General features: G+C 70.6%; 19 protein-coding genes and 1 pseudogene. 7 read left to right on the forward strand and 13 right to left on the reverse strand.

Annotation, left to right across the window (positions count from 1 at the left end):
* Positions 1–8: 8 nt before the first annotated feature.
* From QZT59_RS02495 to QZT59_RS02510, 4 genes are all read right to left on the reverse strand, one after another.
* Positions 9–929 (reverse strand): GNAT family N-acetyltransferase, encoded by a 921-nt coding sequence (locus QZT59_RS02495; protein ID WP_290810872.1) that lies wholly within the window; start codon positions 927–929, stop codon positions 9–11.
* A gap of 10 nt (positions 930–939) precedes the next feature.
* Positions 940–2,202: a Glu-tRNA(Gln) amidotransferase subunit GatD gene (gene gatD / locus QZT59_RS02500; RefSeq protein ID WP_290810875.1), complete on the reverse strand. Its 1,263-nt coding sequence runs from the start codon at positions 2,200–2,202 to the stop codon at positions 940–942.
* Positions 2,203–2,279: 77 nt separating this feature from the next.
* The gene (locus QZT59_RS02505; protein ID WP_290810878.1) at positions 2,280–2,477 is read right to left on the reverse strand and encodes a hypothetical protein; all 198 of its coding nucleotides are present in this window, start codon (positions 2,475–2,477) and stop codon (positions 2,280–2,282) included.
* Positions 2,478–2,538: 61 nt separating this feature from the next.
* Entirely contained in the window at positions 2,539–2,772 is a 234-nt protein-coding gene (locus QZT59_RS02510; protein ID WP_290810880.1) for a hypothetical protein, read from the reverse strand.
* A 109-nt stretch (positions 2,773–2,881) separates the two neighbouring features.
* On the opposite strand from QZT59_RS02510, the gene QZT59_RS02515 reads away from it, so the two are divergent.
* The gene (locus QZT59_RS02515; protein WP_290810884.1) at positions 2,882–3,526 is read left to right on the forward strand and encodes a hypothetical protein; all 645 of its coding nucleotides are present in this window, start codon (positions 2,882–2,884) and stop codon (positions 3,524–3,526) included.
* An 80-nt stretch (positions 3,527–3,606) separates the two neighbouring features.
* Here the strand turns inward: QZT59_RS02515 and QZT59_RS02520 are convergent, their stop codons facing one another.
* Positions 3,607–4,275: a metalloregulator ArsR/SmtB family transcription factor gene (locus tag QZT59_RS02520; RefSeq protein ID WP_290810887.1), complete on the reverse strand. Its 669-nt coding sequence runs from the start codon at positions 4,273–4,275 to the stop codon at positions 3,607–3,609.
* A 327-nt stretch (positions 4,276–4,602) separates the two neighbouring features.
* Here QZT59_RS02520 and QZT59_RS02525 point away from each other — a divergent pair, with 327 nt between their 5' ends.
* On the forward strand, positions 4,603–4,893 hold the full coding sequence (locus QZT59_RS02525; protein WP_290810890.1) for a transcriptional regulator: 291 nt from the start codon (positions 4,603–4,605) through the stop codon (positions 4,891–4,893).
* 133 nt (positions 4,894–5,026) lie between these two features.
* Positions 5,027–5,380 (forward strand): hypothetical protein, encoded by a 354-nt coding sequence (locus tag QZT59_RS02530; protein ID WP_290810893.1) that lies wholly within the window; start codon positions 5,027–5,029, stop codon positions 5,378–5,380.
* Positions 5,381–5,419: 39 nt separating this feature from the next.
* On the opposite strand, the gene QZT59_RS02535 is transcribed toward QZT59_RS02530, so the two are convergent.
* The 5 genes from QZT59_RS02535 to QZT59_RS02555 form a co-directional block, all read right to left on the reverse strand.
* Positions 5,420–6,337 (reverse strand): aminotransferase class IV, encoded by a 918-nt coding sequence (locus QZT59_RS02535; protein WP_394348631.1) that lies wholly within the window; start codon positions 6,335–6,337, stop codon positions 5,420–5,422.
* Entirely contained in the window at positions 6,334–7,002 is a 669-nt protein-coding gene (locus QZT59_RS02540; protein ID WP_290810896.1) for an aminodeoxychorismate/anthranilate synthase component II, read from the reverse strand. The genes QZT59_RS02535 and QZT59_RS02540 overlap by 4 nt, the downstream gene beginning before the upstream one ends.
* 46 nt (positions 7,003–7,048) lie before the next feature.
* A complete protein-coding gene (locus QZT59_RS02545) occupies positions 7,049–8,689 on the reverse strand; it encodes an anthranilate synthase component I family protein (RefSeq protein ID WP_290810899.1) in 1,641 nt (546 codons plus the stop codon).
* Positions 8,690–8,816: 127 nt separating this feature from the next.
* Positions 8,817–9,608 (reverse strand): helix-hairpin-helix domain-containing protein, encoded by a 792-nt coding sequence (locus tag QZT59_RS02550; RefSeq protein ID WP_290810901.1) that lies wholly within the window; start codon positions 9,606–9,608, stop codon positions 8,817–8,819.
* 216 nt (positions 9,609–9,824) lie between these two features.
* Positions 9,825–10,622: a shikimate dehydrogenase gene (locus tag QZT59_RS02555; protein WP_290810903.1), complete on the reverse strand. Its 798-nt coding sequence runs from the start codon at positions 10,620–10,622 to the stop codon at positions 9,825–9,827.
* Between the two features lie 207 nt (positions 10,623–10,829).
* Between QZT59_RS02555 and QZT59_RS02560 the strand changes: the two genes are divergently transcribed.
* Positions 10,830–11,867 carry a calcium/sodium antiporter gene (locus QZT59_RS02560; RefSeq protein ID WP_290810906.1) on the forward strand — a complete coding sequence of 346 codons (1,038 nt, stop codon included), beginning with the start codon at positions 10,830–10,832 and terminating at the stop codon, positions 11,865–11,867.
* A 73-nt stretch (positions 11,868–11,940) separates the two neighbouring features.
* On the opposite strand, the gene QZT59_RS02565 is transcribed toward QZT59_RS02560, so the two are convergent.
* Positions 11,941–12,132, reverse strand: coding sequence for a hypothetical protein (locus QZT59_RS02565; protein ID WP_290810909.1), 192 nt, complete (start codon positions 12,130–12,132; stop codon positions 11,941–11,943).
* 104 nt (positions 12,133–12,236) lie between these two features.
* On the opposite strand from QZT59_RS02565, the gene QZT59_RS02570 reads away from it, so the two are divergent.
* Together QZT59_RS02570 and ftsZ are read left to right on the forward strand one after the other, a co-directional pair.
* Positions 12,237–13,556, forward strand: coding sequence for a D-aminoacyl-tRNA deacylase (locus QZT59_RS02570; RefSeq protein WP_290810912.1), 1,320 nt, complete (start codon positions 12,237–12,239; stop codon positions 13,554–13,556).
* Between the two features lie 303 nt (positions 13,557–13,859).
* Positions 13,860–15,059: a cell division protein FtsZ gene (gene ftsZ / locus QZT59_RS02575; RefSeq protein WP_290810915.1), complete on the forward strand. Its 1,200-nt coding sequence runs from the start codon at positions 13,860–13,862 to the stop codon at positions 15,057–15,059.
* 132 nt (positions 15,060–15,191) lie between these two features.
* On the opposite strand, the gene QZT59_RS02580 is transcribed toward ftsZ, so the two are convergent.
* Positions 15,192–15,521: a 2Fe-2S iron-sulfur cluster-binding protein gene (locus QZT59_RS02580; RefSeq protein WP_290810918.1), complete on the reverse strand. Its 330-nt coding sequence runs from the start codon at positions 15,519–15,521 to the stop codon at positions 15,192–15,194.
* Between the two features lie 201 nt (positions 15,522–15,722).
* On the opposite strand from QZT59_RS02580, the gene QZT59_RS02585 reads away from it, so the two are divergent.
* Positions 15,723–17,135: a geranylgeranyl reductase family protein gene (locus QZT59_RS02585; protein WP_290810921.1), complete on the forward strand. Its 1,413-nt coding sequence runs from the start codon at positions 15,723–15,725 to the stop codon at positions 17,133–17,135.
* Positions 17,136–17,338: 203 nt separating this feature from the next.
* On the opposite strand, the pseudogene QZT59_RS02590 reads toward QZT59_RS02585, so the two are convergent.
* Positions 17,339–17,610: pseudogene (locus tag QZT59_RS02590) on the reverse strand (hypothetical protein); the annotation flags it as partial.

Here is a 17,610-nt window from a genome sequence, read left to right on the forward strand (position 1 = left end):
GACCGCCCTCACCAGCTCGTCAGGTCGGTCTCGAGGACGAAGTCGGGCTCGTCCGAGACCGCGGCGCCCGCGTAGGAGGCGTCGCTCACGTACTGGACCGTCTCGGGGATCAGCATCCGGGTTCGGTCGGCCTCGAGGGCGGCTGCGTCCCGTGCCACCGCGGCGAGCAGGGACTTCGCGGCGGGGACGTCGACCCACGCGCCGACGCCGTACTCGGCCCAGGTCTCGGGCTCGCCGTCGTCGTTCTCGCGGTCGTAGGTTCGCGTGCGGTAGGCCATCCCCGAGACGCCGGTCTCGCCCTCGACGGCGAAGACGGCGGTCTCCTCGGCGAGTTCGTGGAGGTCGTTCCGCGTCAGTTCGCGGACGGCCCACGACTCCTCGGCGTCGAGCGCGAGTCCCCGGAGGTGCTCGCGGACGTCGCTCGCGGTCCAGTATCGCCAGGCCGCCGCCGGGTCGTCCGTGACGGCGTGCGGGCCGTCGGCGTCCGGATCCGGTTCCGGGTGGGCCCAGCGGAACTCGGTCGCGGGGTCGAATCCGCCGGCGCGGGCGGCGCCCAGCGCGGCGACGTTCCATGAGAACGTCATCAACCGTCCGACGGTGGCGCCCTTACCGCAGGTCCACTCGAAGCAGGCCTCGTTCAGCCGGCGGCTGATCCCCTGGCGCTGGTAGTCGGGGTTCACCCGCATCCCCTGGAACCAGGCCTCGTCGTCGGAGAGCATCACGGCCTGGACGATGCCGGCGACGTCGTCGCCGACGGACGCGAGGAACGTCCGCTTTCGCTCGTCGCCGTCGTCTTCGAGCCAGTCGTGGTAGACCCGCGGGAGGTAGTCCCCGCCGCGGTCCTGCCAGAGCTCGCTCGTGAAGGCGGCTACGCCCTCGTAGTCGTCGTGCGTCGCTCGTCGGATCTCGACCTCGGCTTGTCCTGTCATCTCGCTCACCTCAGGTCCACGGGACGGATCGTCGCTGCAGATCGCCCGCGATCGAGGTCTCCATCAGCTCGCGCACCGCCTCGTCGTCCGACGCATTCGCGAGCGTCCACATCAACTTGACTTTCGCCGTTCCGGGAAGGATGTCGCCCGCCTCGATCACCCCGGCATCGAGGAGGTCCCGGCCGGTATCGTAGACGCGGTCGCAGACTCGCCCTTCGACGCACTGGCTGGTCATCACGACGGTCGTCCCGCCGTCGATCAGCTCCGCGATCCGGGGGACGAGGTCGGTGTGGACGTGTCCGAGGCCGGTCCCCTCGAGCACGAGACCCGCCTTTCCGTCGGCGACGTCGAGGAACGCGGGGTCCATGCCCGGCGTGAACTTCACGAGTTCGACGTCGGTCTCGAGGTCGGGGTCGATGGCGAGTTCCGTTTCGTCCCGCTCGCGGTAGTCGTCCCGGCGCACGCGCACCTCCTCGGTCTCGTAGTCGACCTCGCCCAGCGGTTCCGCGCCGACGGTTTCGAAGGCGTCCCTGCGGGAGGTGTGGTTCTTTCGAACCCGGGTGCCGCGGTGGAGGGCGCAGACGTCGTCGGACTCGCTCGCGTGCATGCAGACGAGGACCTCCGCGCAGTCGGCCTTCGCGGCCTCGACGGCGCAGACCGCGTTCATCACGTTGTCCGAGGAGGGCCGGTCCGCCGAGCGCTGGCTGCCGGTGAAGACGATCGGGACCGGCGTCTCCAGCGCGAACGCGAGCGCGCTCGCGGTGAACTGCATGGTGTCGGTACCGTGCATCACGACGACGCCGTCGGCGCCGGCCTCGATCTCTTCGTACACGGCCGTCGCGAGGTCGCGCCAGACCGCCGGCGTCATGTTCTCCGAGAGGATGTTCGAGACGACCCGGCCGCGGTAGTTCGCCCGGCCGGCGAGGTCGGGAACCGCCCGCAGGACGTCCTCGGCGTCGAACTGAGCGGTCACCGCACCCGTCCGGTAGTCGACGGTCGAGGCGATCGTGCCGCCGGTCGACAGCAGCGAGATCGTCGGGAGGTCCTCGTCGAACGCGATCTCGGAGGCGACCCCCTCGTCGTCACCGTCGCCCTCGCCGACGTCGTGGACGTCCGCTTCGAGCACCTCGACCGCCGCGTCCTCGCGATCGACGCCGACGTTGTAGCCGCCGGCGAGCTTGACGACGAGGTGGTCGTCCGTACTGGAGGGGAGGAAGACGCCCTCGAACGTTCTGTCCCCGCGCTCGACGCGGACGCGGTCGCCTGGATTCATGGACGGCCATTGCCTCGCCGTCGACTTGAACCCACCTTTTCGGCGGTCGACGATCGCGGGGGTGCTCGTGTATCCGCTCACCCGAACATTCCCACCGCGGCCATCGCCAGCCCGAACGTTATCAGCATCCCCGCGAGGACGGCGATCCCCTTCCGTAACGCGTCCCGTTGCTGACGTTCGACGCCGAGTCGGTCGAGGTGGTGGCGAGCCGCGTACAGCGTCGCGCCGCCGACGGCGACGCCGAGCAGCCCCACGACGAGGAGCGTGGGTCGCATGTGAACTCGTACGAGCGTCGCGACCATAACGGTCGGGTGAGGGTGCCGGTCGGGTGACGACTCACCGGACCACGTCGACGACCGGGGGAATGCCGAAGCCGACGACCGCGTATCCCAGCAGCACGGTCCCGAGCACGATGCCCGCGAGCGCGACCGGCAGCCCGATCCCGCGCATGCCGTCCGCCAGCGACGACGGGTGCTCCGGCTGGTGCTCGACGTGTGCCGCGAGCCCGCCGGCGAGCGCCCCAGCGGCGGACGCGGCCGCGGCGAACGTCAGCGCGGCGATCCAGCTCACGGCGTCCGCCGGCGTCGACGCGTCCCGTAGCTTCCGGCCGCGCCGACCGGACGCCGGGGCGGTGGTCGGACGGGGAAACACCCATCTGCCACGGCGACGAAGCGCGACCATGGCCGACCGTTCGGACGAGACCGCCGTCGAGGAGCCCCGTTCCACGGAGGAGATCCTCGAGGAGACCGAGCGACTGCTCTCGGAGGCGGGCGAGGGCGGCGCTCGGCCGGACGACCCGCCGACGCGCGGAGCGGACGCGGCGGACGATCCGGGAGACGAGGACTCGTCGCGACGGGGGCGCGTCGAGCCCGACTCCGGGGGGACGGTCGACGGCGAGTCGACTGCCGAGTCCGGTTCGGGGCGCTCGCGCGTCCGTCGCTCTCTGGGGTGGTTGCGCCCCTCGATCCCCGGTGGCGGTCTCTCTTCGTACTTCTCCCTGCGCGAGTTCGTGGCGTTGATGGCGGTGTTCGGCGCGGGCTTCTTCGCGGGCGGGATGACGATTCCCGTCGCCGGCTCCCTGATCGGCCTGTTCGCCGTCGCTTTCCTCGTCGGCGCGGCGACCTCCAAGCGCCGGTACCTGGAGGTGTGCCTCGCCGGCTGTTCGGTGGGGGCGGTGACCGCGCTGTTCAACTACACGGTCCTCGTCGTCGCCGGGCTGGGGGGCCGCGTCCTGGTCGCCGGCATCACGGCCAGCGCGCTCGCGTGCATCCTCGGCTACTACTTCGGCCGCGACCTGCGAGGCGGGCTCGACGCGGACGTCTGAGCCCGGTTCCGGGAGCCGAGCCGACGCGAGCCGGTCGGCGAAAACTCGAGTCGGTTCGCGCTCGTCGGACCGGTTCCCGCTCACGTCGGTTCGCGCTCGCAGACCAGCTCCCAGCCGCGTTCGGTGCGCCTGACCAGTCCCTGATCGGCCATCGCCTCGAGCAACTCGGCGACGACCTCTCGCGGGGCCTCCAGCTCTCGGCTGATCGCGCCGACGCCCTTCGGCTCCGATCGGATGCTCGCGAGCAGATCGGCGTAGATGCGACTTTCGGGTCCGGAGCCGACCGACTCGGAGATCCGATCGAGCGTCTCACAGAGTCGTCCCTGGACCCACCGCTGGGCGAGCGAGAGCTCGTTTTCGAGCCGTTCGAGCCGCTCCAGGCTCGCCAGCAGCTCGCCGAGGTCGCCGTCGTCCTCGTAGGCGACGTCGAGCGAGAGGTGCCGACAGCTCGTGAGGTCCAGGCTGTTGCTGGCCGGGTACGCGCTCTTACTGGCAAAGCCGTACGGCGAGACGTTGACCTCCAGGCGGACGTTGCGCGCGATGTGGAAGTACTTCCGGCGCTGGTCGTCGGTCCGGCTCTCGACCAGCCCGGCCTCGTCGAGCTTTCGGAGGTGCTCGATGACCGCCTTCGGACTCACGCCCAGGTACTCGGAGATCTCGGTGACGTAACAGGGTTTCCTCGAGAGCAGCCGCAGGATCCGCCGGCGGTTTTCGTTACCGAGCAGATCGAGCAGGCCCGCGGAGTCCATCTGGGCGGGGGTAAGGTGTCGGTGCTGAAAAGCGTGTCTGCTCGACCGACGAATCGACCGGAGAGCGGGCGGCTCCGACGATCGCACGGCGTTCAACCGGCGACCGCGCGGAGCCCGGTCGGCGACCGCGCGGAGCCCGGTCGGCGACAGCGCGGGGTTCGACCGGCGACTGCACGGGGTTCGATCGGCGCGATTCTGGAACGTCGCTCCGTCGGTCGTCGCCGCGGCGGACCGGCGGTTCGAACGACCCGGTTCGAACGGTCCGCGCCCGGACCCGGTCCGCGGGACGTGGGAAGGAGGTAAACCTCGCGAACTCGACCTGCCGGTATGGACGACGCGATCGAGACGACGAGGCGACGGCTCGCCGATCACGTGCGCGCCTCTCCCGGGACGCCGTCCGAGCTCGCGGTCGAGTTCGACTTGCACCCGTCGACCGTCTGTACGCACCTGGAGCACGTCGCCCGCAGCCTCGACGGTACCGACGAGCAACTGCTGGTCGCACCCCCGACCTGTCGCGAGTGCGGCTTCGACGGATTCGACGACCTCCTCAACCGTCCGTCGCGGTGTCCGGAGTGCAAGCACGAGGGGGTCGAGGAACCGACCGTCACGATCGAGTGACTGCCGACTCGTTCCGATAGGTCTTTCAGGGACGTCGGCGTCAGGTCCGTATCGAACGGGCGGCAGGTGGCCCGGACCCCCGAGTAACCGTCCTGAGTGACCACTGCGACCATCCGGACCCCAGGATACGCACATGACAGCGACAAACCCTTCGGAGATCGACGCCGCCGAGCTGGCGTTGACGCTCCTCGATCGACTTCCCGAGGACGGAGCGCCCGAACGGATCGACCACGCGCTCGGCGTGCTGGCGGACCGGCGGCGCCGGTTGACCGTACAGGTGGTTCGCGACCACGACGAACCGCTCGCGCTACCGGACGTGGCCGACGAGGTGGCCGTTCGCGAACGCGACCGGCCGCTCCCCGAGATCAGCGCCGAGACCGTCACCGAGGTCTACGTCTCGATCTACCACGACCACCTTCCGCGACTGGTGGGGATCGGACTGCTCGCGTACGATCAGGAGCGGGACATGGTTCACCCGAACTATTAGTCCATCGTCGGCGCCGTCAGTCAGGGTCGCGATCGTCCGTCAGTAACACCGCTCGTCGACCCGCTCGTCGAACAGGCGCGTCAGGCGCTCGGCGACGGGTCCACCACCTACCCGCCGGCCGTCGACCGCGTCGACCGGGCGCAGCTCCCACGTCGTGTTCGTCAGGAACGCCTCGTCCGCGTTCCGCAGGTCCTCCGGGACGTACCGACCCTCGCGGACCGGCACGTCGGCCGCCTCCGCGAGCTCGAGGACGACCCGACGCGTGATTCCGGGGAGTACGGGTCCGTCGGTCGACGGCGTGTGCAGCGTCCCGTCGTCGACGAAGCAGACGTTGCTCGTCGCGCCCTCGGCGAGGTTCCCGTCGAGGTCGCACAGCAGGGCCTCGTCCGCGTCGCTTCCCCGGAGTTCGGTCCGAGCGAGGATCCCGTTGAGGTAGTTGTGGGTCTTCGCGCCCGCGGGGACCGCTTCGTCCGGGATTCGACGGGTTTCGACCGTCCGAACCGTCGCCGGCCCGTCCCAGACCGGCTCGCCGTCGAGACCGCCCCGCGGGAGCGGCTTCACGACGACGACGACCGTCGGGTCGACCTCGGAACGGGGGGTCAGTTTCCCCGGCTGAACGCCGCGAGTGATCGAGAGGCGGACGTAGGCGTCCGTCAGGTCGTTGGCGTCGAGCGTCTCGTCGATCCTGGCGCGGAGGTCCGCACGCGAGCGGCCGTGGTCCATGGCGAGGGTCTCGCAGGTGCGCTCGAGTCGATCGGCGTGTGCGTCCCACTCGAAGATCGCGCCGCCGTACGCGCGGAGCGTTTCGAACGCGGCGTCGCCGTAGCGGAACCCGCGGTCGTCGACCCGTACCGTCGCCTCGCCGGCGGGGATCAACTCACCGTCGACGTGGTACCGGCGTTCCCGGGCTCCGCCCGGTTCGTCGGAAGCGTTCGACCCGCCGAACTCGTCGCTCACGCGTGACTCCCCCCGCGACACTCGCCCGCCTCGCGAATCGCGGCCGCCTGCTCGCAAAAGTTCTCGACCAGTCGCTTGCCGACCGCGAGGCTGATCTCTCCGGTCGCGCCCGCGTCCGGCTCCCGCGTCAGGATGCTCTCGGGGTGAAACTGGACGCCGACGTGGGGCTTCTCCCGGTGGCGGACGGCCATCAGCACGTCGCGCTCGTCGGCCGTGCTGGCGGTCTCGATCAGCGACCCCGGGAGGTCCTCGCGCTCGACGGCCAGCGAGTGATAGCGCCCGACCTGGACGCGGTCCGGAAGGCCGGCGAAGATCCCCTCGCCGTCGTGGTCGATCACCGAGGGTTTGCCGTGGACCACGTCGGGTGCGTGCCCGACCTCGGCCCCGTTCGCCGCGCACAGCGCCTGGTGGCCCAGACAGACCCCGAGAATCGGGTAGTCGGTCTCGGCGAACAGCGGGATCGAGATCCCGGCCTCGGCGGGCGTTCCCGGCCCCGGCGAGACGACGATCCCGGCGGGATCGAGCGCGCGGACGTCCGCAAGGTCCACGGCGTCGTTGCGCCGGACGACGACCTCGTCGGCCACCTCGCCGACGTACTGGACGAGGTTGTAGACGAACGAGTCGTAGTTGTCGATCACGAGAACTCCGGTTTCGGCGTCGCTCACCGCCGCTCACCCCGATCGCTCACCGCCTCGTCGTCCGCGTCGACGGTCACCGCCGCTCACCCCCGTCGCTCACCGCCTCGTCGTCCGCGTCGACGGTCAGCGCCGCCCGCTCGCCGAGCGCTTCGTCGATGGCCGTGATCAGCGCCCGTGCCTTGTCGAGCGTCTCGTCGTACTCGCGGTAGGGTTCGGAGTCGTGGACGATGCCGGCGCCGACCCGGAGGTGGTACTCGTCGGCGTGGCGCACCAGCGTCCGGATCACGATGTTGAGCGTCGCCCGACCGTCGAAGCCGAAGATCCCGACGGAGCCGGTGTACGGACCGCGACGGACCTCCTCGAGCTCGTCGATGATCTCCATCGTCCGGGGCTTGGGGGCGCCGGTGATCGTCCCGCCGGGGAAGACCGCGGCGATCGCGTCCGACAGGGTGGCGCCCTCGCGGAGCCGGCCCGCGACGTCCGAGACGAGGTGCATCACCTCCGAGTAGCGGTCGACGCGCCGGTACTCCGACACCTCGACGGTGCCGTACGCACAGACCTTTCCGAGGTCGTTGCGCTCAAGGTCGACCAGCATGGCGTGTTCGGCCCGCTCCTTCTCGTCTGTGCGCAGTTCCTCGGCGAGGGCCTCGTCCGCCTCGGGCGTCCGGCCGCGGGGGCGCGTGCCGGCGATCGGTTCCGTGCGCACGAGATCGCCGTCCCGCTCCAGCAGGAGCTCGGGGCTCGCGCTCACCAGGTCGACCGACCGGAATTCGAGCAGCCCGGAATACGGGGCCGGATTCACCCGCCGCAGGGCGTCGTAGGCGTCCACGGGGTGGACCGCCGCCGGCGCGACCAGTCGCTGGGAGACGTTCGCCTGGAAGGTATCGCCGTCGCGGACGTACTCCTTCACCCGCCGAACCCGCTCGGCGAACGCCTCCCGGCCGCAGTCGCTCTCGAAGGTGGCGTCCGGCGCGTCGGCGGGGGGCGGTCCGACGGACGCCTCCCCCGCGAGGATCGCCTCGGCGAGTTCCAGCGCCCGCTCGCGACCGCGCTCGTAGACTGCATCGGGGTCGTCTTCGACCGCGTTCGCGCCGTCGTCGACCGCGTTCGCGTCGCCGCCGACCCCGTCTGGACCGTCGCCCGTCCCCCGTCCGTCCCCGAGGCGCGGACACGCGGTGATCCGCAGCGTCACCGGCCCTTCGGCGGGCGCCTCCCACGCGGCCAACCGATCGAAGACGGCGACGTCGAGCTGCGGAAGGTCCCGGTCGTCGGCGGTCGTCTCCGGCAGCGCTTCGAGCTCGCGGGCGACGTCGTAGGAGAGCCAGCCGATCGCCCCGCAGGGGAAGGGGACGTCGCAGTCGCCGCGGGCGATCGACTCGCCGTCGAGGAGGCCTCCGAGCGCAGCGAGCGTCGGCGCCTCCCCCGATGCCGTCGACGACCCGCCCGAGGGCGCCGTCGAGTCGGCGTCGAGGGCGACGGCGTCGGGTCCGACGGTCAGTCGCTCGATCGGATCGATCCCGAAGTAGCTCCAGCCGCGCTGGCCGCCGGTGGTTTCGAGGTAGACGCCGCCCGACCCGTCGCGCGCCCGGCGGTAGGCCTCGAACGGATCCTCGACCGGCAGGCGGACCTCGACCGGCAGACGGGTTCCCGGCTCGGCGTCGGCCGCCAGCGCGCGGACGTCCTCGACCGCGGTCGCGACGCGCGGCTTCGTCATGCGTAGCCATCCGGGCCCCCGGGCTAATCGTTTTGCGGTACCGGACGATCGGGGGAACGGCGAAAGTGCGTCGCCGACGTGAAGAACGGTGGGTCCGGTCGGCGACCGATCGGGCTTCCGACCGCCGTCAGCGCACGGCCGCGCGTTCGATCCACTCCTCGATTCGCGTGGCCGAGATGTCCGTCGCCTCGGCCAGCTCCTCGGCGTCCGCGGCGGCCAGTTCGTGGACGTGCTCGACGCCGGCGTCGGCCAGCCGATCCGCGTACGCGGGGCCGATTCCCTTGATTACGTCGACGGATTCGGTCTCGTCGGGTTCGTCCGCCCCCTCGTCGACGGATTCGGGTTCGTCGGGTTCGTCCGCCTCTTCGTCGACGGACTCGACCTCGTCGGGTTCGGACGTCTTCTCGGCCTCTGGCGCGGCGTCGCCGTCCGTGGGGCCGACGGCTTCGGCGGGTTCGGCCGCCTCCGCCGGGTCGTCCGGTACTTCGGAGATCGACTCGGAGGAACCGCTCGCGCTCGCTCCGGCGGCGGCCGCCTCGTCGTGGTCGCGCGTATCGTCGTCTTCGGCGGGCGCGTCCTCGTCTTCGGGGGGCGCCTCCGCGTCGCTCGCTGCCGGTTCGTCGGCGGGTTCGGCCGCCTCCTCGGCCGGTTCGTCGGCGGAGCTCTCCCGGTCGGGCTCGGCTTCCTCGATCGCCGCGTCCGGCTCGGTCGCGGATTCGCCGTCCGCGTCGGGCTCTTCGGCGCTGGCGGCGTTCGGTTCGTCGGCCTCGGCGCGGCCGGCGCTCATCGGCGGCGGCGCCTCGCGCCCCTCGCCGGCTCCGGCCTCGCGTTCGACGGTCACGCCCACGTCGCGCTCCCGCCGTTTCGACTCGCCATCCCCGAGGCCCAGGATGGACTTCAACTTCTGCAGGAGTGCCATGTCTCGACGATATACGTTTCTGGGGTTAAAGTCGTTCGATAACGGCAGCCAGAGCGCGCGACGTGCGCCGCGTGAATCCGCGATTACCGACGGGATTTCGATTTTCCTATCCTCGATCGCTCGCGAGCCGGATTTCCGCGATCCCGGCTCTTCGCAATTTCGGGAACGGCCGCGCCCGGGGCGCCGGGTATCACGGCCGCGCCCGGGGCCCGGGTATTACAGCCGCGCCCGGAGCGCCGCGTCCATCTCGTCGGCCGGCGCGGACGCGCCGGTCCAGCGTTCGAACGCCTCGACGCCCTGGTAGAGCAGCATTCGCGCGCCGTCGACGGTCGTCGCGCCCGCCGCCTCCGCGTCCCGGAGGAGCCGCGTCTCGAGCGGCCGGTAGACGGCGTCGAGAACCGTCAGTCCGCCGTGAAGCGCGTCGGCGGGCACCGGCGAAGCGTCCGTTTCCATCCCCACGCTCGTCGCGTTGACGAGGACGTCGGCGTCGGACAGCAAATCGGCGAGCGCGTCGAGTCCGTGGCCCGACGCGTGCGGAACCTCCTCGGCCAGATCGCGGGCTCGGTCGACGGTTCGATTGGCGATCCGCACCTCCGCGCCGGCGTCCGCCAGCCCGAACGCGGTCGCGCGTCCCGCCCCGCCCGCGCCCACCACCACGGCGTTCGCGTCCCGCGGCTCCACTCCGCCCTCGCGAAGCGCCCGGAGCGCGCCGCCGGCGTCGGTGTTGTGACCCGTGAGTTCGCCGGCGAAGTCGATCGTGTTCACCGCGCCGATCCGCGCGGCGAGGTCGTCCGGTTCCACGAGCTCGAGGACGTCCCGCTTGAACGGGATCGTCACGTTCAGCCCGCGGACGCCGAGCGCGGCCGCGCCGCGGATGGCGCTCTCGAGGTCCTCGGCATCGGGTTCGAAGGTCACGTAGCGCGCGTCGATGCCCAGTTCTTCGTAGGCCGCCTCGTGCATCGGCGGCGACAGCGAGTGGCCGACCGGGTTGCCGACCAGTCCGTAGACGTCCATGCGGGCTCTCGGAGCGGGCGGGACAAAATTGGTGTGATCCGCGCGGTCGAGCGTTCGGCCCGAGGCCGTTCGTATCAATTTCGGTCCGAAGCCGTTCGCATCAATACGCTGCCGTTCGCGTGGGACGGACCGCGGGGATCGTGGGGGACGGCCCCCGGCCGCCGCGGTCCGGACGGCTTATACGCCGCTCACGAATACCACCGGGCGATGAACGGGGAAACGGCGATCGCGCTGGTCACGCTGACCGCCGGTATCGTGGCCCTCTACGTCGGCGCTGAGCTCCTGGTGGCCGGCGCCGGCCGGATCGCCCACGGCGTCGGGCTCCGGGCCGCGACCGTCGGGGTGACGGTGATCGCGCTCGTCACGACCGCGCCCGAGCTGTTCGTCGCGATGATCGGCGCGCTGAACGTCGATCCGGACGTCGGTCTCGGCGCGGTGCTCGGTTCGAACATCGCGAACGTCGGACTGGTCCTCGGACTCGCGGCGCTGATCCGTCCGCTGCGGGTGACCGACACGGTCATGCGCCGGCACGTCCCGTTCATGATCCTCGCGGCGGTTCTCTGCTACGGCCTGGCCGCGTTCGACGGCCAATTGGGCCGGGTCGACGGCGTGATCATGCTCGCGGTACTGGGTACGTTCACCGCCTACCTCGTCTATTACGTGAACGCGGACCCGGCGCCCGTGGCCGACGAGTCGGTGGGGGCAGGTGATTCGACGGCTGGAGAGGCGCCGGTCGGGAGCGACGATGCGGTGGAGGGAGCCGATCCGAAGGGGAGACCCCATCCGACTGCGCGGTACGGCATCGGCGTCCGGGACGTCGCGCTCGTTGTCGCCGGCCTCGTCGCGCTCGTGGTGGGCTCGCGCTGGCTCGTCTCCGGGGGCACCACCTTGTTGTCCGAGATGGGCTTTTCCTCGCTGTTCATCGGGCTCACGGTGCTCGCACTCGGTACTTCGCTGCCCGAACTCGCGGCGTCGGTCGTCGGCGCGATCCGGGGCGAGACCGGCTTCGCGATCGGCAACGTCGTCGGCTCGAACATCTACAACGTCCTCGCCGTCCTCGGGATCGTCGCCGTGGTCGTCCCCATCCCGGTCTCGACCGGGACCCTGCGATTCGAACTCCCGGCGATGGTCGCGTTCACCCTCCTGGTGGTGGGACTGATGTGGCACGGCCGGCGACTCTCGCGGGTCGACGGGGCGATCCTGGTCGGAGCGTACGTGGTCTTCGTCTACCTGCTGTTTCCGTAGCGTCCGGCGCTTCACCCGCCGCACCTCCGGCGACTGGCGCCTCGCCGTTCGGCGACGTCGCGTCGAACTGTTCTCACACCCTACCGCTCGTCCCGTGCGTACATCGCCGCGCCGACAGCAGGAGGACGAACCCGACCCCCGCGAGGGCGCCGGATCCGGGGAGGAACGATTCGATCGCGTCGTGAAGTGCGCCGATCAGCGACGGTGCGAAGAACGCGTCGATCTCGCCCGCGGCGAAGCCGAACCCGACCGCGGTGCCCGTCATCCGTGACCCGATTCCGTCGAGGTCTGGCGGGGTCGCGGCGGACTCGGCGCCGGTCGCCGGCGAAAACCGGAGCCTATTCGTCCGGCCGCCGATCACCTCCGCCCGTGATCGCGATCGTCGAGAGCCGGGACGACTCCGCGTCGGTCCACGTCTGCGACCGGATCCGCGAGCTCGAAGACTGGGAGCGTCGCGAGGACGATTCGCGTCCGGACGCCGACGGTGGCGCCGCGTACCTCCGAACCGACGGCTTCGAGCTGCGCTCGTTCGACGACCTCCACCTCGAACTGGAGCGCCCGGCCGAGGCGTTCGACGTCGACCCCGAGCTGCTCGTGTTCGCCTCGCGGCACTCGGGAGAGACGGGGCCGCTGCTGACCGGTCACTTCACGGGCAACTTCGGCCCCGCGGAGTACGGCGGAGAGGACCGCGCGCTCTCGCAAGCGGCCCCGAACGCGCTCGTCCACCTCCACGAGGCCTTCCTCGAGCACGCGCCCGACGGCTACGCGGTCGGGCTGGAGTGTACCCACCACGGACCCACGGACGTCGGCTGCCCGTCGCTGTTCGCGGAACTCGGCAGCGGCGAGGACCAGTGGGCTGACCCCGCGGGCGCCGAGGCGGTGGCGCGCGCCATCCTCGACCTCCGGGGCGTCGACGCCGATCGTGATCGGCAGATCGTCGGCTTCGGCGGCGGCCACTACGTCCCGCGCTTCGAGCGGATCGTCCGGGAGACGCCGTGGGCCGTCGGTCACGTCGCGCCTGCGTGGGCGCTCGAGGAGCTGGGCGACCCGTCGACGGCGGGCGACCTCTTCCGCGAGGCGTTCGAGCGGAGCGGCGCGGAACTCGCCGTGATCGACGGGGACCGACCCGCCCTGGCGTCGACCGTCGCGTCGCTCGGCTACCGCGTCGTGAGCGAGGGGTGGCTGCGGGAGGTCGCGGACCGCCCGCGCTCGCTCGTCGACGCCGTCGAGGCGGAACTCGGGCCGATCGCCGACGGCGTTCGGTTCGGCGACCGGCGAGCGGACGCGTTCTCGGTCGCCTCCCTCCCGTCGTCGCTCGTCTCCGCGGCAGAGGGGATCGACCCCGATCGGGCGCGGGCGGTCGTGGCCGAGCGAGCGGTGGCGTTCGAGACGACCAACGGGGGCAGCCGCGTCGGCGACCGCGCGGCCCTGCCGGAGGGGGAATCCGTCGACGACGTCGTGGAAGCGCTCGCCGACCTGCTGCGGGACCGCTACGAGTCGGTTCGGGTGACCGACGACGCGGTCGTCGCCGAGGAGACCGCTTTCGATCCGGAGCGCGCCGCCGAACTGGGCGTGCCCGAGGGGCCCGAGTTCGGGCGGCTGTCGGCGGGCGAGCCGGTGACGGTCGACGGCGAGCGAATCGACCCGAGCGACGTCCACGTCGAGACGACGACCCGCTTTCCCCGGTAGTGGCGACCGATCGAGACGACGACCCGCTTTCCCCGGTAGTGGCGACCGATCGAGACGACGACCCGCTTTCCCCGGTAGCGGCGACCGGTCGAGACGACGGTGCGATTTCCCCCAGTGACGAACTCGGTCGAGGGCAGGCGTTCGCCGGCGAAGGAGGTCGCGGGAACCGCTCGCGTTCCAGTTCGATCCGTCGACACGTACGCCGCCGTTACTCGGGCGGTAATTTCCGGCTACGTTGTCTGACGCACGTCCGACGAACAGGGAGAAAGGTAATTACGCTGCGCTCGTTACACCGGTTCAAGAATGGACTCCATTGTCGAAGACGCCATCGACGAGGCGGAAGACGGGGACCCCGAACCCGTCGTCGACGAGCCAGAGCCGGCGGCGAACCCGTCGGGGACGATGACCGACGACGAGCTGGAAGACGTCCTGCAGGACCTCCAGACCGACATCACCGTCGTGGGATGCGGCGGCGCGGGTGGCAACACCATCCACCGCATGTTCGAGGAGGGCATCCACGGCGCGAAGCTCGTGGCGGCCAACACCGACGTCCAGCACCTCGTCGAGATCGAGGCGGACACGAAGATCCTGATGGGCGAGCAAAAGACCTCCGGGCGCGGTGCCGGCTCGCTCCCGCAGGTCGGCGAGGAGGCCGCCCTCGAGAGCCAGCAGGACATCTACGACGCCATCGAGGGCTCGGACATGGTGTTCGTCACCGCCGGCCTCGGCGGCGGCACCGGCACCGGCTCCGCGCCCGTCGTCGCGAAGGCGGCCCGCGAGTCGGGCGCGCTGACGATCTCGATCGTCACGACGCCGTTCACGGCCGAGGGCGAGGTCCGACGGACCAACGCCGAAGCCGGTCTCGAACGCCTCCGCGACGTCTCCGACACCGTCATCGTCGTCCCGAACGACCGCCTGCTCGACTCCGTGGGCAAGCTCCCCGTCCGCCAGGCGTTCAAGGTGAGCGACGAAGTTCTCATGCGCTCGGTGAAAGGTATCACCGAGCTGATCACCAAGCCCGGCCTCGTCAACCTGGACTTCGCCGACGTTCGCACCGTCATGGAACGCGGCGGCGTCGCGATGATCGGCCTCGGCGAGTCCGACTCCGAGGCGAAGGCCGAAGACTCCGTGAAGACCGCCCTCCGCTCCCCGCTGCTCGACGTCGACATCTCCGGGGCGAGCTCGGCGCTGGTGAACGTCACCGGCGGCAACGACATGTCGATCGAGGAGGCAGAGGGCGTCGTCGAGGAGATCTACGACCGCATCGACCCCGACGCCCGGATCATCTGGGGGACCTCCATCGACGAGACCCTCGAGGGAAGCATGCGCACTATGATCGTCGTCACGGGCGTCACGTCCCCCCAGATCTACGGGCGTCCCGACGGCGATGCCGTCCAGCCCCGGGGGGCGGGCGCGGAGGGCGTGCCGACCGGCAACCAGGCCCCCGGCGGCGCCCGCCCGCCGGCGGGAGAGGGTGAGGACGACATCGACTTCGTCGGCTGAGTTTTCGCGATCGAGACGAGGAGGTCGTCCGGTCGCCCCGCCCCGAGCCGGACCGCGGCGCCGGTGTCGGCCAGCCGCCCGCGAACGGCCGCGGCCGAGCGCGTTTCGGTCGGCGGTCGCCCGGCGAGAACGTCAGTCGTCCGCCGACGCCTCGTCCGCCGTCGCGCTCGCGTCCGCTTCGATGCTCGGCGGGTACTTTCCGCGATCGAGCTTGAGATCCGACTTCGGTCGCGCCATGCAGGTCAGCGCGTACCGCTCGGCTTCCTCCTCGGTCAATCCGCGGGCGGCCGGCTGCGTGACTTCGCCCTCGATTATCTCCGCCGAGCACGCGAGGCACATCCCGACGCGACAGGAGTACTCCTGGGCGATTCCCTCCTCGAGACACCGGTTGAGGATCGTCTCTTTGTCCGAACAGGTGATCGTCTCGCCCGTCCCCACGAACTCGACGGTGTACTCGGCCATACGGCCGGCTACGGACAAGCCCACCAAAACTCTTTACACGAATCCGCGCCGGGTTCCGACGGATCCGGAACGCCGGGGGCGACCCGCCTTCCAGCAATTCGGTGGTACCGCGCTCGACCGGGAAGCCGACCGGATCCGCCCAAATCGGGCCGACGGATCGCACATAAAACGTTTTCTTCCCGCGGTCGAGAACGTCGGGGTATGAGCACACAGGAGCACGCCGGGACCGCCGCGTCCGCGGACGTTCGCGACGGGGAGTGGGACGCGGTGGTCGTCGGCGCGGGGACGGCCGGCTGTTACGCGAGCGCGACGATCGCGAACGCCGGCTACGACGTCGTCGTCCTCGAGCGCAAGACCGAGGCCGAGGCGGGGCACATCGCCTGCGGCGACGCGCTCAAGGGCGCGAACGCGTTCCCCGACTCGATCCCCAAGTCCCAGATCGAGCCGGCGTTCACGAACACCGACGTCGACCACGGCCGCTTCGAGATCCCCCAGGAGGAGACGGTGCTGGAGATTCCGGTACCCGGAGAGCTCGCGGTCGTCGACCGCTGGGAGTACGGCCGTCGGATCATCGAGGGGGCCGCGACGGCCGGCGTCGAGTTCCGCTACGACACGGTCGTCACCGACGTCCGTCAGGCCGACGACGGGACGGTGACAGGCGTCGACGCGATCCGGAAGGGCGAGCCCCACACCTACGAGGCCGACGTGGTCGTCGACGGCGCGGGCTCGCTCTCGATCCTCCAGGACAAGGCGGATCTCTCGAACTCCACGTTCGACACCAACGTCAACTACTCGCAGTTCTGCTCGGCCTACCGCGAGATCGTCCACGTCGAGGACCCCGTCGAGTGGCACGACGCGCTCGTCTTCAAGCCCACCGCGCGGGCCGCGGGCTACCTCTGGTACTTCCCGCGGACGGAGACCGAGATCAACGCTGGCCTCGGGTTCCAGATGACCGAGGAGCCGATGAAACTGGTCGACGACCTCAAGCGGGACCTCCGGAACCGACCGGAGTTCGCGGGCGCCCGCGTCGAGGACAAGCTGGGGGCCGCCTTGCCCACGCGCCGACCGTACGACTCGGCGGTCCACCCCGGCTTCGTCGCCGTCGGCGACGCGGCCGGCCACGTCAACCCGACCACCGGCGGCGGCATCGCCGGGGCCGCCTACGCCGGGACCTACGCCGCCGAGGAGGCCATCGCCGCCATCGGGGATGGCACCGTCGACGAGGACGCCCTCTGGCGGTACAACGAGCGCGTCATGGAGCACTTCGGCGCCCGTTACGCAGCGTTGGACGTCTACAACATCCTCTCGACCGCCGTCGACACCGACGAGCTGATGGGCCTGCTCGCGGCCATGCCCGGCGAGCAGATCGCCGAGGCGCTGTACTCCGGCTCCACGAACATCGGCTGGGGGCTCAAGATCAAGTGCCTGCTGAAGGCTCGCGGCCACTACGGCACCGTCTGGAACCTCTACAAGACGAAACAGCGCGCCGACGAGCTACTGGCCCACTACGAGGAGTATCCCAGTTCACCCGACGACTTCCACGCCTGGCAGGCCGAACGCGACGAGTTGATGGAACGGGTGTACGAGACGACCGGCGCGGATCCGAAGTACTGAGGTCGAACGGCTACACTCCGGACGGTCGCGAGCGCCGACGGCGATTCCGTTTTCGAGGACACACTGTACTCTCGGTGGCGGAGACTTCCGACGGAAGACATCCCGGCGGCGCTAGAAAGCGACGCCAACTCCGAAACCAGCACGCGCCGTCCGCGTTGTTATCGGGCCGATTGTGTCGTAAATAAGACTCGCGAGCGGGCGAGTTACCGGATCGGGCCGACCGGTTCGGTCTCCTCGGTGCCGCAATCGGCGGGCTCGACCCACTCCGTCGCCGGCTCCCCGTCGGGGATGCCCAGGAAGGTGACGTGGGCGCGGGCCCCGTTCTCGCTGTCGGCCCTGTGGACGTGGCCGGGGTCGATCCAGGCGTCGCCCGCCGAGTAGGTCCGCGGGACGCAGTCGTCTTCCATCGTGTGCTCGATCTCGCCCTCGAGCATCCGGACGATGGACATCCCCGGGTGGCGGTGCCAGCCGGATC

The organism is Halovivax sp., assembly GCA_007119345.1.
Lineage (GTDB): Archaea > Halobacteriota > Halobacteria > Halobacteriales > Natrialbaceae > Halovivax.

Bases quoted from the DNA above. Each gene is read 5' to 3' on its own strand.
- QZT59_RS02580 (WP_290810918.1), bottom strand. From the start codon at position 15,521: ATGGCCGAGTACACCGTCGAGTTCGTGGGGACGGGCGAGACGATCACC.
- QZT59_RS02560 (WP_290810906.1), top strand. From the start codon at position 10,830: ATGAACGGGGAAACGGCGATCGCGCTGGTCACGCTGACCGCCGGTATC.
- QZT59_RS02555 (WP_290810903.1), bottom strand. From the start codon at position 10,622: ATGGACGTCTACGGACTGGTCGGCAACCCGGTCGGCCACTCGCTGTCG.
- QZT59_RS02565 (WP_290810909.1), bottom strand. From the start codon at position 12,132: ATGACGGGCACCGCGGTCGGGTTCGGCTTCGCCGCGGGCGAGATCGAC.
- QZT59_RS02505 (WP_290810878.1), bottom strand. From the start codon at position 2,477: ATGCGACCCACGCTCCTCGTCGTGGGGCTGCTCGGCGTCGCCGTCGGC.
- QZT59_RS02495 (WP_290810872.1), bottom strand. From the start codon at position 929: ATGACAGGACAAGCCGAGGTCGAGATCCGACGAGCGACGCACGACGAC.
- QZT59_RS02530 (WP_290810893.1), top strand. From the start codon at position 5,027: ATGACAGCGACAAACCCTTCGGAGATCGACGCCGCCGAGCTGGCGTTG.
- ftsZ (WP_290810915.1), top strand. From the start codon at position 13,860: ATGGACTCCATTGTCGAAGACGCCATCGACGAGGCGGAAGACGGGGAC.
- QZT59_RS02520 (WP_290810887.1), bottom strand. From the start codon at position 4,275: ATGGACTCCGCGGGCCTGCTCGATCTGCTCGGTAACGAAAACCGCCGG.
- QZT59_RS02545 (WP_290810899.1), bottom strand. From the start codon at position 8,689: ATGACGAAGCCGCGCGTCGCGACCGCGGTCGAGGACGTCCGCGCGCTG.
- QZT59_RS02550 (WP_290810901.1), bottom strand. From the start codon at position 9,608: ATGGCACTCCTGCAGAAGTTGAAGTCCATCCTGGGCCTCGGGGATGGC.
- gatD (WP_290810875.1), bottom strand. From the start codon at position 2,202: ATGAATCCAGGCGACCGCGTCCGCGTCGAGCGCGGGGACAGAACGTTC.
- QZT59_RS02515 (WP_290810884.1), top strand. From the start codon at position 2,882: ATGGCCGACCGTTCGGACGAGACCGCCGTCGAGGAGCCCCGTTCCACG.
- QZT59_RS02525 (WP_290810890.1), top strand. From the start codon at position 4,603: ATGGACGACGCGATCGAGACGACGAGGCGACGGCTCGCCGATCACGTG.
- QZT59_RS02585 (WP_290810921.1), top strand. From the start codon at position 15,723: ATGAGCACACAGGAGCACGCCGGGACCGCCGCGTCCGCGGACGTTCGC.